This is a genomic window from Myxococcus sp. CA023, assembly GCF_010998615.1.
Taxonomy (GTDB): domain Bacteria; phylum Myxococcota; class Myxococcia; order Myxococcales; family Myxococcaceae; genus Myxococcus.
This window is the reverse complement of the sequence record NZ_JAAEAH010000107.1, coordinates 14,430-27,635: the sequence shown is the minus strand read 5'-3', so window position 1 is coordinate 27,635 and position 13,206 is coordinate 14,430. Positions and strand designations below refer to the sequence as shown.

General features: G+C 68.0%; 11 protein-coding genes. 5 read left to right on the top strand and 6 right to left on the bottom strand.

Features of this window, described 5'->3' with window-relative positions:
• From F8M74_RS33705 to F8M74_RS33680, 6 genes are all read right to left on the bottom strand, one after another.
• The coding region (locus F8M74_RS33705; protein WP_228556459.1) for a GTP-binding protein at positions 1 to 139 on the bottom strand (139 nt) is incomplete at its 3' end.
• Between the two features lie 142 nt (positions 140 to 281).
• The gene (gene fusA / locus F8M74_RS33700; protein ID WP_141257550.1) at positions 282 to 2,357 is read right to left on the bottom strand and encodes an elongation factor G; all 2,076 of its coding nucleotides are present in this window, start codon (positions 2,355 to 2,357) and stop codon (positions 282 to 284) included.
• Between the two features lie 143 nt (positions 2,358 to 2,500).
• Positions 2,501 to 2,971 (bottom strand): 30S ribosomal protein S7, encoded by a 471-nt coding sequence (gene rpsG / locus F8M74_RS33695; protein ID WP_011553340.1) that lies wholly within the window; start codon positions 2,969 to 2,971, stop codon positions 2,501 to 2,503.
• 150 nt (positions 2,972 to 3,121) lie between these two features.
• On the bottom strand, positions 3,122 to 3,493 hold the full coding sequence (rpsL, locus tag F8M74_RS33690; RefSeq protein ID WP_002637381.1) for a 30S ribosomal protein S12: 372 nt from the start codon (positions 3,491 to 3,493) through the stop codon (positions 3,122 to 3,124).
• Between the two features lie 221 nt (positions 3,494 to 3,714).
• The gene (gene rimI / locus F8M74_RS33685) at positions 3,715 to 4,209 is read right to left on the bottom strand and encodes a ribosomal protein S18-alanine N-acetyltransferase (RefSeq protein WP_141257551.1); all 495 of its coding nucleotides are present in this window, start codon (positions 4,207 to 4,209) and stop codon (positions 3,715 to 3,717) included.
• Positions 4,206 to 4,904, bottom strand: coding sequence for a hypothetical protein (locus F8M74_RS33680; protein ID WP_228560021.1), 699 nt, complete (start codon positions 4,902 to 4,904; stop codon positions 4,206 to 4,208). The genes rimI and F8M74_RS33680 overlap by 4 nt, the downstream gene beginning before the upstream one ends.
• Before the next feature lie 112 nt (positions 4,905 to 5,016).
• Between F8M74_RS33680 and F8M74_RS33675 the strand changes: the two genes are divergently transcribed.
• From F8M74_RS33675 to F8M74_RS33655, 5 genes are all read left to right on the top strand, one after another.
• Positions 5,017 to 6,192, top strand: a complete 1,176-nt coding sequence (locus tag F8M74_RS33675; protein ID WP_141257553.1) for a DnaJ C-terminal domain-containing protein — start codon at positions 5,017 to 5,019, stop codon at positions 6,190 to 6,192.
• A gap of 91 nt (positions 6,193 to 6,283) precedes the next feature.
• Positions 6,284 to 7,015, top strand: a complete 732-nt coding sequence (locus tag F8M74_RS33670; protein WP_141257554.1) for a HEAT repeat domain-containing protein — start codon at positions 6,284 to 6,286, stop codon at positions 7,013 to 7,015.
• Between the two features lie 101 nt (positions 7,016 to 7,116).
• Complete coding sequence (locus F8M74_RS33665; RefSeq protein ID WP_141257555.1) at positions 7,117 to 8,814, top strand: hybrid sensor histidine kinase/response regulator; 1,698 nt, start codon at positions 7,117 to 7,119, stop codon at positions 8,812 to 8,814.
• A 75-nt stretch (positions 8,815 to 8,889) separates the two neighbouring features.
• Positions 8,890 to 10,611 (top strand): arginine--tRNA ligase, encoded by a 1,722-nt coding sequence (argS, locus tag F8M74_RS33660; protein ID WP_141257556.1) that lies wholly within the window; start codon positions 8,890 to 8,892, stop codon positions 10,609 to 10,611.
• Positions 10,612 to 10,623: 12 nt separating this feature from the next.
• Positions 10,624 to 13,179 carry a 1-acyl-sn-glycerol-3-phosphate acyltransferase gene (locus F8M74_RS33655; RefSeq protein ID WP_141257557.1) on the top strand — a complete coding sequence of 852 codons (2,556 nt, stop codon included), beginning with the start codon at positions 10,624 to 10,626 and terminating at the stop codon, positions 13,177 to 13,179.
• Positions 13,180 to 13,206: the final 27 nt, after the last annotated feature.

The window sequence follows — 13,206 nt, the reverse complement described above, 5'->3', positions numbered from 1 at the left end:
ACGCCAGGAACGTGGCGCCGCCCGTCTTCGCCAGCACCTTGGTGATGGCGGCCGTCAGCGACGTCTTGCCGTGGTCCACGTGTCCGATCGTGCCGATGTTCACGTGGGGCTTGTTACGCTCGAACTTTTCCTTGGCCATGGCCTCTCCTCACGGGGTTGCCGGTCCGAAGCCCGGCACGTCGACTCGCGAAAAACAACTGCGAAGGTGCTGCGTCCTGCTCTAAACCTGCCACAACGTCAACTGAAATCGCCCGGCCGGTCCACGGCCGGGCCGAAGCCACTCAGCGGTTGAGCGCCGTCTTGGGCGCGGGCGCGTAGTGACTGAACTGCATGGTGTACGTCGCCCTTCCCTGGCTGCGGCTGCGCAGGTCGGTCGAGTAGCCGAACATGGCCGCCAGGGGCACCTGCGCCTGGATGGCCTGCACACGACCAGGGCGGGGGGTCATCCCCTGCACCTTCCCGCGCCGCCCGTTCAGGTCGCCGATGACGTCGCCCATGAAGTCATCGGGCGTGACGATTTCGCAGTTCATGATGGGCTCGAGGAGCACGGGCGTGGCCGTGCGCACGGCGTCCTTGAAGGCCAGCGAGCCGGCGATCTTGAACGCAATCTCGCTGGAGTCCACGTCGTGCATGGAGCCGTCGAAGGCCTCCACCTTCACGTCCACCATGGGGTAGCCGGCCACCGGGCCGTTCTGCATGGCCTCGGCGCACCCGGCCTTCACCGCGTCGACGAACTCCTTGGAGACCACGCCGCCGGTGATCTTGTTCTCGAAGGAGAATCCCTGCCCCGGCTCATTGGGGGCCACACGCAGCCAGATGTGGCCGTACTGGCCTCGGCCGCCCGTCTGGCGGATGTACTTCCCTTCCATCTCCACCTGCGTGGTGACCGTCTCGCGGTAGGCCACCTGGGGCTTGCCGATGTTCGCGTCGACCTTGAACTCGCGCAGGAGGCGGTCGACGATGATTTCCAGGTGGAGTTCGCCCATGCCTGCGATGAGCATCTGCCCCGTCTCCTCGTTCGTCCTCACGCGGAAGGACGGGTCCTCCATGGCCAGGCGCTGCAGCGACTGGAGGATCTTGTCCTGGTCCGCCGTCGACTTCGGCTCGATGGCGATGTCGATGACCGGCTCGGGGAAATCCATCCGCTCCAGGATGATGGGCTGCTTGTCGTCGCAGAGCGTATCGCCCGTGCCGGCCAGCTTCAGCCCCACCACGGCGCAAATATCACCGGCATAGCACTCGGTGATTTCGTCCTTCTTGTCCGCGCGCATCTGCACGAGCCGGCTGATGCGCTCGCGCTTGCCCTTCACCGAGTTCCACACCGCAGAGCCCGCCTCCAGCTTGCCGGAGTACACGCGGAGAAAGGTCAGCGTCTGGGACTGGAACGCGGGGTCGTTCATGATCTTGAACGCCAGCGCGCTGAAGGGCGCGTCGTCCCGCGTCTCGCGAACGGCGTCCTCGCCGTTGGGCGTCTTGCCGTGGATGGGCGGCACCTCTAGCGGGCTGGGCAGGTAGTCCACCACCGCATCCAGCAGCGGCTGCACGCCCTTGTGGCGGAAGGCCGAACCGCAGAACACCGGGAACAGCTTCAGGCCCACGCAGCCCTTGCGGATGGCGCCACGTACTTCGTCCTCGGTCAGCTCCACGCCCTCGAGGAACTTCTCCGTGAGCGCGTCATCCTGCTCGGCCGCGGCCTCCAGCAGCTCGGCGCGGGCAGCGTCCGCCGCCTCCCTGAACTCCTCGGGGATGTCCGACTCTTCGTAGCGGCTGCCCTGCTCCGAGTCCTGGAACACCAGGGCCTTCATCTTCAGCAGGTCGATGACGCCGCGGTGCTTGTCCTCCGCGCCCAGCGGCAGCTGCATGCGGACCGCACGCGCGCCCAGCTTCTCGCGGATGGTGTCCACGGACATCTCGAAGTCGGCGCCCACCCGGTCCATCTTGTTGATGAAGCAGATGCGGGGGACCTTGTACTTGTCCGCCTGGCGCCACACCGTCTCCGACTGCGGCTCCACGCCGTTCACCGCGTCGAACACTGTGATGGCGCCGTCCAGCACGCGCAGGCTGCGCTCCACCTCGATGGTGAAGTCCACGTGTCCCGGCGTGTCGATGATGTTGACGCGGTAGCGCTGGTCGTGCCGGGCCCAGAATGCGGAGATGGCGGCGGACGTGATCGTGATGCCGCGCTCACGCTCCTGGACCATCCAGTCGGTGGTGGTGTTGCCTTCGTGCACCTCGCCCATCCGGTGGATGGCGCCGGTGTAGAAGAGGATGCGCTCCGTGGTCGTCGTCTTGCCGGCATCGATGTGCGCCATGATGCCGATGTTGCGGTAGCGCTCGAGGGGGTACTCACGGGCCATGACTCAATACCTCTCCAGGAAGGAAGGGCGGGCCCGAGGCCTCGACACCTGCCGGCCGGACGGTTACATAGAACCTGCTCATCTAACAAAACCGCCCGGATGCATCCTCTGCATCCGGGCGGCAACCGCGAAGCCTCGAGGGCCTACCAGCGGTAGTGAGCGAAGGCCTTGTTGGCCTCCGCCATCTTGTGCGTGTCTTCACGCTTCTTCACCGCGTTGCCGCGGTTGTTGGCGGCGTCCATGATCTCACCGGCCAGCTTCTCCTGCATGGTCTTCTCACCACGCGCCTTGGAGTAGGTGATGATCCAACGCATGCCGAGCGCCACGCGGCGGTCCTGACGGACCTCGACCGGCACCTGGTAGGTGGCGCCACCGACGCGGCGGCTCTTGACCTCGAGCACCGGCTTGACGTTGTCGAGGGCCTTCTTGAAGGTCTTGAGGGGGTCTTCCTTCGCGCGCTCCTCAATGAGGGCGAAGGCACCGTAGCAAACGCCTTCCGCGATGGACTTCTTGCCCTTCCGCATCAGGTCGTTGACGAACTTGGTGACGAGCCGGTCCTGGAACTTCGGATCCGGAAGAATCTTGCGCTTGGCGACTACGCGACGGCGAGGCATCTCTTCTCTCTTCCCTTACGCCCCACTCCCATTGGGAGAAATCCACGGGGCTTCAAGTACTGCAGGAGAAACTTCACAAGGACGCTCCCCAGGGTGCGGGGCGATGCGTCCGGACTCTGCGCTACAGAAGGTGATCCGCGTGACGAGCGATCAGCTCGGACGCTTCGCGCCGTACTTGGAGCGGCTCTGCTTGCGACCCGCGACACCCACGGAGTCCAGCGTTCCACGGACGATGTGGTAGCGGACGCCCGGGAGGTCCTTCACACGGCCACCGCGAATCATCACCACCGAGTGCTCCTGGAGGTTGTGACCCACGCCGGGGATGTAGGACGTGACCTCGATCCCGTTCGTCAGACGAACACGGGCCACCTTGCGGAGGGCCGAGTTCGGCTTCTTCGGGGTCGTGGTGTACACGCGCGTGCAGACGCCACGCTTCTGAGGGGACTCCTTGAGCGCGGGGCTCTTGCCCTTGACGACGAGCTTCTCGCGGCCCTTGCGGACCAGCTGGCTAATGGTCGGCACTGATACCTCTTCTTCGGGTTCGTCGCCGCCAGAGACACCAAGCGGCGCATATCTACCTACAAGACAACGGAAAGGCGCGCGAGTATAGGAAGGGGCCTATCCGTGTCAAGCACGGCCTGTCCCTTGCCTACAACCGGCCAGGGTCCCAGGTCCCATTCCCCGCCTCGGCGCTTCCGCGCACGGCTGGTCTACAACGGGGCGGTCCTCTACTCCGCGTGCGGTTAGAAGTCGAGGACCATCACGACGGCGTCCTCGCCCTCGTCGACGTAGTAGTTCGGCCGGATGCCGACGGGGCGGAAGCCGAAGGCCCGGTAGAGCTGGAGCGCGGCCTCGTTGCTCTTGCGCACCTCCAGGGTGGCCAGGGTGCAGCGCTTGGCCCTCCCCCGCGCCAGGACCTCGTCCATGACGGCGCGCGCCACGCCCCGGCGCCGGTGCTTGGGCGCGGTGGCCACGTTCAGCACGTGCACCTCGTCATGGACGATCCAGAAGATGGCCAGGCCCAGCAGTTCCGGCCCGTCCGCCTCCCGCTCCTCCTCCACGAGGAGGATGGTGGACCATTCGTGCTGGAGCTCGCGCTTGAGCAGGTCCTGGGACCAGGGGTTCTTGAACGAGGCCTGCTCCAGCAGCATGACCGCGGACAGGTCCTCCGCCATCATCTGCCGGATGGTGTAGCCGTGCCGGGCCTCGGGCGCCGGCTCCTCGCGCATCCGCCTCATCGACTTGCCTCCCGGGCAAAGGGGGCCACGCGGCGCACCTGCGCCGAGGCCCGCACCTGTGCCAGCTCTTCCGCCGCCAGCGCCCCATACCGCTCCCGCACCAGCTTCTCCCTGATGGCGGCGCGCGCCGCCTCGTAGCCTTCCGGATATTCGTCCGCGTTCTGCTCGAAGTGGCGGCGGACCTCGGTCTCCCCCACCTGCGCCCGCAGCCGGATGCGGCTGTCCAGGATGCGCTCGGCCCGAAGCCCCCGCGCCAGCACCCGCTCCAGCCCCTGTACGTCCACGTCATGGCGGGACAGGAACCGCTTCAACGCCGCCTCCCCTCCCAGCACCGCCTGGAATGCGTCCACCCGCGCCTGGACCTCCGCGGGCTCGGCAGGGAAGGCCTGCAGCCGGTCCGCATTCAGGACCTGGACCCGCTGGTTGATGATGAGCTCCAGGGCCCCCCGGAGCGTGTCCTCGTCGAGCGGGAGCTCCAGGGCCTGCACGCCGCCTCGCTGGAGGAGCGCGACCCGGGCCTCGAAGCGCAGCTCGCTCAGGGTGAGCACCTGGCCCTCGATGATGGCCACCACCCGGTCAGCGACCCGGCCCTCCACGGCGGACGGCGGGGTGGCCGCAGTCCCCACGGCTGGCGCCAGCGAGAGCCAGCCCGCAAGCCACAGGGTATCCGCGCCGAGCCAGCGAGGCGGTGACATGGGCTCCCTCATCCTCCGGCGACTTTATACATCTCGCACGGTCCGGACAGTCCTTGCTGGCGCGTGCCTACCGGCTGGTTACGTTGAATCGGGTACACCACGGCGGGAACAAATGGCGGACGACTACTACCAGACCCTCGGCGTCGAACGGTCGGCTTCAGCGGAGGACGTCAAGAAGGCGTACCGCAAGCTGGCGCGCAAGTACCACCCGGACGTCAACCCGGGCAACAAAGCCGCCGAGGAGAAGTTCAAGCAGGTGAGCGCGGCGTTCGAGGTGCTGTCAGACACTCGGAAGCGCAAGCTCTACGACGAGTTCGGCCCGGACGCCGAGAAGATTGGCTTCGACGAAAAGAAGGCGGAGGCCTATCGGGCCTACAAAGCCTCGGCCGGGAGCGCTGGTGCCGGGGGCATTCCCCATGGCGCCGAGGGCTTCGACCTGGGTGACCTCTTCGGCGACCTGTTCGGAGGCCGTGGCGGTGGCGCGGCGGGCGGCGCCCCGGGGGGCTTCGACATTGGCGAGATGTTCGGGCGTCGCGGTCGCAACACGGGACCCGAGCGTGGGGAGGACCTGACGGTCCGCGTCCAGCTCACGCTTGCCGAAGCCGTCTCCGGCACCGAGCGTCCTCTCGCCTTCAGCCGTCCAGGCCGGTGCTCCACGTGCAGTGGCCGGGGTACCTCAGGACCGGTGGCCACCTGCAACGTTTGCAACGGCACGGGCCGCTCCCGGCGTTCCGGGAGCCTGTTCGGTGGCGCGGGCGCGTGCCCCAACTGCCACGGCACGGGCAAGGCCGCGCCGCCCTGCCCCCAGTGCGGGGGCGCGGGTGTGAAGGAGGAGCTAGCCCGGCTGACGGTGAAGATTCCCGCGGGCGTACACACCGGCTCGAAGGTGCGGCTCTCCGGCCAGGGCGCGGCGGGGACACGGGGCGCCCCCCCAGGGGACCTCTACATCGAAACCGAGGTGGCCGAGCATCCCCTGGTGCGTCGTGAAGGCGATGACCTGCACCTCGACCTTCCCGTGACGGTCTCCGAGGCCCTGCTGGGCGCCGACGTGCGCGTCCCCACGTTCCAGGGGGAAGTCACCGTGAAGGTGCTCCCCCACTCCCAATCCGGCCGCCGCATGCGGCTGAAGGGGCGCGGCGTTCCCTCGCTCAAGGGCGGAGCACAGGGCGACCTGTACCTCCACCTCCAGGTGAAGGTCCCCGAGGAAACAACCGCCGAGGCTCGGGCCGCCGCCGAGGCGCTCGCCCGGGCCTACCGGGGCGACGTCCGCCGCGAGCTGACGCTCTAGCCTCTTGCCTCTTGTCCTGGGCGTCGCACCGTCATAGACGGACTGCGCCCCACCTTCTCACGCCGCCGAACCATACGGAGCACACGCGCACATGGGCCTCTTAGACATCTTCACGGGCGGCTCGGGCCCCGAGAAAGCCCTCAAGCTCAAGCCCAAGGTCACCCAGAAGTACGGAGACCCCGCGACCCGGCAGAAGGCCATCCAGCAGCTGGGGGAGATGAAGGTCCCCGAGGCCGTGTCCGTGCTGCTCAGCCGCTTCACCATCACCGTGGACCCGCTCACCACGGACGCGGATGAGAAGGAGCACACGTTCGAGCTGGTGAAGAGCTTCGGCAAGGATGTGGCCGTGCCGCCCATCCTGGAGTTCCTGCGCACCAGCGAGCAGGCCGCCTCGTGGGCCCTGCGGCTGCTCGGTGAGCTGACCTCCGAGGAGGAGACCATCACCGCCTGCGTGAGCGCGCTCCAGCACCTGTCCGCCCACTACACGCGCAACCCGGAGAAGAAGGTGGTGCTGCTGCACCACGTGGCCGGCAGCCAGGACCCCCGCATCCCCCCCGCGGTGGTGCCCTTCCTGGAGGACATGTCGGACGACGTGAAGATCGCCGCGCTCAAGGCGCTGGGTGTCTTCAAGTACGAGCCGGCGCGCGAGCCCATGCTGAAGCTGCTCACCGCCGACGAGACGGCTCGCCGGGTGCAGACGTCCGTACTCAGCGCGCTGGCGGAAGGTGGCTTCTCCGTGGAGGGCTACCAGGAGAAGGTGGCGCCGCTGCTGGTGGAGCCCTACGCCCTGGGCAACGACCAGCGCATCCAGCGCCGGGCCTGAGCCCCGGCTGTCGGCCAGCCGACACGGCCACTGTCCTCCGGAAGGCCTCGGAAGGCAGAGGCCGTTCACATGCGCGCGGAACTTGAGCAAGGATTCACCCCGTGCGCTCAAAGAAGAAGGGGACGCTGGCGGAAGTCGTACCGCTGCGTCCGGTTGCGAAGGCGGCCAAGAAGACTCCGAAGCGGCCCGCGAAGCCGCTCCCCTCGGTGGATGCGGATGTTGCTCACCGCGCCCTGCTGGAGATGTCGCGGCACCTGACGGACAACGCGGGGCCCACCGAAGCGCTCCGCTCCCACCTGCAGACCATCCACACGCTCCTCAAGCCGAAGGTCTGCTACGTGGCGCGCTACTTCCCATCCCGGGAGCAGCTCCACGTCGAGCACGTGCGAGGCCGTTACGACGACCGCGTCACCGCCGCCGTCCCCGGTGAGGGCGTGGTGGGCCGGGCCTTCTCCCAGAAGGCGCTGCTGCGTGATGGGGACACGGTCGCCGTGCCACTCGAGGGCCCGCAGGGCGTCGGTGGCGTCCTGGTGGTGCTGGGCTCCCGGCGCGAGCCGTCCGACACGCTGTTGCAGTCACTGGCCGCGCAGCTCACCGCCGCCTACGAGGTGGCGCGCCTTCGTGACGACAGCGCCCGCCGCAACAAGGACCTGCAGACGGCCATCGCTGGCCTCAAGAGCCTGGAACAGAACCGCGAGGAGCTGCTGGGCAACGTCTCGCACGACCTGAAGAACCCGCTCACCACCATCAAGTCCTACCTGGCGATGATGGGCCGCGAGAAGCTGGGGCCCCTCACGGATGCCCAGCGCCGCGCGGTGCAGATCTGCGACCGGAACTCGGACCGGATGCTGCGCATGGTGAACGACTTGCTGCTCATGTCCCGGCTCCAGTCCGGGAAGATGCAGCTCAACCAGCGTCCCTTCGGCCTCAAGGCCGTGGCGGAGGAAGTGGTGCGCTCCCTGGGGGCGCTCGCGGAGCACTGCAAGGTGCGCGTGGTGATTCCCCCCTGCCCCGAGGTGTTCGTCCGCGGCGACCGCGAGCGCATCGCCGAGGCCATCCACAACCTCGTGGAGAACGGCATCCACCACAGCGAGGCGGACGACACCGTCGAGGTGCGCGTCTCCTCCGAGGACGGCCTGGCGATGCTGACCGTGAAGGACAGCGGTCCGGGCATGTCCAGCGAGGCCCTGGAGCACGTCTTCGACGCCTTCTACCGCGCCACCCCGGGCATGCCCCGGCCGCCTGGTGCGGGGCTCGGGTTGCCCCTGGTGGGGAAGATTGTCGCCCTCCACGGCGGACGCATGGAGAGCACCAGCGTCCTGGGCGAGGGCAGCACGTTCCAGATGGTGCTCCCCATGTTCGCCGGCGCCGTCAGCGCGCCGGAGATGGCCCAGGCGGCGCCCAAGAGCGGCGGCATCCTGCTGGTGGAGGACGACGCCGACTGCCGCGAGGTGCTGCAGCAGGTGCTGGAGCAGGAGGGCTACCGGGTGATGGCCACCTCGGGCGCATCCGAGGCACGGTCCATCCTCTCCCACATCCGGCCAGCCATGGTCCTGCTCGACCTGCGGCTGAGCGAAGAGGACGGGCAGTCGGTGCTCCGCTACATCCGTGGCAACGAGTCGCTGGCGGACATCGTCGTGTACATCATCTCCGGAGCCACCGAGGTGGCGTCACTCACCTCGGGCCAGGGGCTGGAGCGCATCGACGGCTTCTTCGAAAAGCCCCTCAACCTGCCCAAGCTGCTGGACACCGTCTCTGCGGTGGTCCGGCCCAGCCGGCGAGCCCCCGCCGTGCCTTGAATGGGGGATTCGCCGCGGGCGCGAACAAGAGGTGGCCGGAAGCCACCTCGGTTTGTCTAGTATCCCCGCGGTCCCATGAGCACATCCGTCTACTCCCGTTACCGCGCCGCCTTCGCCCAGGCCCTTGCTACTGCCCTGGGCGTGCCGGCCGCCGACATCGAAGCCCAGGTCAAGCCCGCCGAGCCGGCGCACGGCGACCTCAGCTTCGCCACCTTCCCTCTCGCCAAGGCCCAGAAGAAGGCCCCACCCGCCATCGCCGCCGGACTGGCGCAGTCGCTCAGCGTCCCCGGGCTGGAAATCAAGGCCGTGGGTCCGTACGTCAACGCGCGCTTCCCCACCCTGCCCTTCACGGCGGAGGTCATCGACGCCGCGCGAGGCGCGGGCATCCGCTACGGCGGTGACGAGGACGCGGGCCGCGGCAAGACGGTGGCCATCGACTACTCGTCGCCGAACATCGCCAAGCCCATTGGCTTCCACCACATCCGCACGACGTTCCTCGGCCACTGCATCGCCAACATCTACCGGGCGCTGGGCTGGCGGGTGGAAGGCATCAACTACCTGGGCGACTGGGGCAAACAGTTCGGCCTGGTGGCCGTGGGCTTCCAGGAGTACGGCGACCCGGCCCGCATCGACGACATGGGCCACCTGGTGGAGGTGTACGTCAAGGCCAACAAGCGCGCCGAGGCCGAGCCCGAGTTCGACGAGAAGGCCCGCGCATTCTTCCGCCGCATGGAGGCCGGTGACGCCGAGGCCCTCAAGCTCTGGAACCAGTTCCGGGACACCAGCATCAAGGGCTTCAAGAAGATCTACGCGCGGATGGGCATCGAGTTCGAGCACATCGAGGGAGAGAGCCGCTACCAGGGGAAGATGGACGCGGTCATCGACCAGATTGCGAAGAAGCCCGGCGTGAAGGAGTCGCAGGGCGCGCTCATCGTCGACCTGCCCTACGCGGAGAACGAGCCGCCCATCCTGCTGAAGAAGAACGACGGCAGCACGCTGTACGCCACGCGTGACCTGGCCGCCGCGCAAGACAGGTACGAGCGCTTCCAGTTCGACAAGTCGCTCTACGTCGTCGCGCAGGACCAGGCGCTGCACTTCCGGCAGGTGTTCCGCACGCTGAAGGAAATGGACCTGCCCTGGGCGGACCGCACCGTCCACGTCGCGTTCGGCCGCATCCACGGCATGAGCACGCGCAAGGGCCAGGTGGTTCAGCTCAACGACGTGCTGGACGAGGCGCGCGAGCGCGTCTCCGTCAAGGTGCGGGAGAATGTGGAGGCCGGCCGCATCCAGACGGATGACGCGGACGCCCTCTCCGAGCAGATCGCCCTGGGCGCCATTGCCTTCGGCGACCTCAAGCACAAGCGTGCCAGCGACTACACCTTCGACTGGGACGAGGTGCTCAGCTTCGAGGGCCACACCGGCCCCTATCTCCAGTACGCCCACGCGCGCGCCGTCAACGTGCTGCGCAAGGGCGGTGGCGCGCCGGCCAGCTACGACGCGGCCCTGCTGACGCTCCCCGAGGAGCAGGCCCTGCTGCGCGAAATCATGCGCCTGCCCGAGGTGGTCCGCGACGCGGCGGAGCAGTACGAGCCCAGCCTCGTGGCGAGACTGCTGCTCGACGTGGCCTCGGCGCTCAGCCGCTACTACACGCTGGGCAACCAGGAACGAGACAAGCGCATCAACGTCGAAGGCAATGACGCGCTGCGTTCCGCGCGACTCGCCCTCATCGACGCCGCCCGGGTTACTCTGGCCGCGGGATTGACGCTGCTGGGCATTCCCACGCCCGACAACATGTAGCTGGGAGCATTCTTGGAGACCGCGCTGTCACCGACTGCGAATCAGGGAGCGTCCTCGCTGAAGGACGAATTCGGCCCCATGGGCCGGGCGCTGGGAACGCGCTACCTGGAGAGCGTGCACTTCCCGCCGGAAGCGGAAACAGAGCTCCGGAACCTGCACGCCAAGGGCTTCGTGGTGCACGTCATGCGCACCACCGCCTGGGTGAACTTCCTCTACCTGACGTGGGCCATGGTGCGCCGGGCGCTGCCGCCCGTGCGCGCCGTGGTGAACCTGCGGCCATGGTTCACCAGACCCTGGCGACAAGCGAAACAGAGCGGTGACTTCACGCAGCGCTTCGAGCACGCCCGGCAGACGGGGGGCAGCGGTCTGGTCTTCCTGCGCCGCACCGCCCTGCTCCGTCCGTCAGGGAAGGAGACGCGCGAGGACCCCTTCCCCGCCCTGGTGGCCATGGCCCGCCAGTCCGACAAGCCCGTGTACCTGGTGCCGGAGTTGTTCGTCTGGGAGAAGCGCCCCGCGCGCCTGAAGCCCAACTGGGTGGACGTGGTGTTCGGCAGCCCCGAGGCACCGGGATTCCTGCACTCGATGCTGGCCTTCTTCCGCAACTACAAGCGCGCGCAGTTCCGCGTGGGCGAGCCCATCGACCTGCAGCGCTTCGTCGCGGAGAACCCTCGCGACTCGGACGAACTGCTCGCCCGCAAGGCGCGTAGCAGTCTCCACGTCCACCTCGCGCGGGAAACGCGGGCCGTGTTCGGTCCGCCGGTGAAGCCCGCCTCGCGCGTCATCGAGGAGACGCTGCGCGACAGGTCCCTGCGCAAGGTCGTGGAGGAGTGCGCGGCGGAATCCGGGCGCAAGCCGGAGAGCGTCCTGCGCGAGGCTCGCCGCAACCTGGAGGCCATTGCCGCCAAGCCCAGCCCCACCGCACTGGCGTTCACCTCCCCCGTGCTGGAGTGGGTGTTCAACCGCATCTACGACGGCATGCACGTGGACGAGGCCGGGCTCCACCGCGCGCTCAAGGCCGCGAGCCACGCGCCCATCGTCCTGTGCCCCAGCCACAAGAGCCACGTCGACTACCTGGTGATGAGCTGGGTGCTGTGGAACCGGGGCTACGCGGTGCCCCTGGTGGCCGCGGGCGCCAACCTCTCCTTCTGGCCCCTGGGCACGTTCTTCCGCCGCTGTGGCGCGTTCTTCCTCCGGCGCTCCTTCAAGGGCGACAAGGTCTACGCCGCGTCCTTCAAGGCCTACGTGCGCAAGCTGGTGCACGACGGCATCCACCAGGAGTTCTTCCCGGAAGGCGGCCGTTCGCGCACGGGCAAGCTGCTGTTGCCCAAGCTGGGCATGTTCACCTGGCAGGTGGAGTCCGTGCTGGAGGGCGCGCGCGATGACCTCATCTTCGTGCCGGTGGCCATCGACTACGAGAAGGTCGTCGAGTCCAGCAGCTACTCGAAGGAGCTGGCTGGCGGAGAGAAGAAGCCCGAGGACCTCAAGGCGCTCTTGAGCACGCCCAAGGTGCTGGCGGCGCGGTACGGCCGCATCCACCTGGGCTTCGATGAGCCCATCTCCCTGCGCGCGTTCATGCAGGCGCGTGGCATCAACCCGGACGAACCGGTGTCGGACGAGCAGAAGAAGGGGCTCGTCCGCGCGCTGGGCAACCGGGTGATGTACGGCATCAGCAAGGTGTCCACGGTGACGCCGCACGCGCTGGTCAGCACTGCCCTGCTCTCGCACCGGCGCCGCGGCCTGACGCAGCGGGAGATGGCGGACCGCATCAACATCCTGCGCCGCATCGCCGTGGAGGAGGGCTCGCCGCAGTCGGTGGAGATGCGCAACGCCCCCAGCAACCCGGAGACGATGGGCCCCATCCAGGACGCCATGCGCACGTTCATCTCCGACGAGATGGTGCGCACCCAGGAAGCGCGTGGCGAGGTCATCTACCAGGTAGAGGAGGCACGCCGCCCGGAGCTGTCCTTCTACAAGAACACGCTGATGAACCTGGTGGCCTCCCGGAGCCTCGTGGCCAACGCCATGCTGGCCAGCGGCAGCACCGCGCCCTACGACACCGTGAAGGAGCGCGCGCTGTTCCTGTCCCGCCTCTTCAAGGTGGAGTTCATCTACCGGGTGGGCACCACGTTCGACTCCATCTTCGCGGAGACGGTGGAGCGGCTGGAGCGCATGGGCCTGGTGCTCGAGGAGAACGAGATGCTCCGCGTGGCCCCCGAGGCCCACGCGCGCCCGGACCTGGAGTTCCTGGCCGACATGCTGCGCGACTACCTGGAGGCCTACCTGCTGGCGGCCCTGACGCTCCAGGACGTGGCCACCGGTGCCGCAGAGGACCGGAAGGCCTTCGTGAAGATGGCCCTGGAAACGGGCCGCGCGGAGTACCACGCCGGCCGCATCACCGCCTCCGAGTCACTGGCCAAGGTGACGCTGGAGAACGCGGTGGCGTTCCTCCTGGACCAGAAGCTGCTCATCGAGGCCGACAAGAAGCTGACGCTGGGCCCCGCCGCCACCGAGCAGCAGGCCCGCACACAGCTCGTGGACGACATCCGTGGGTACCTGAAGCGCGGCTGAGCTGTCCTCGCCGGTGACGAGTTCGAA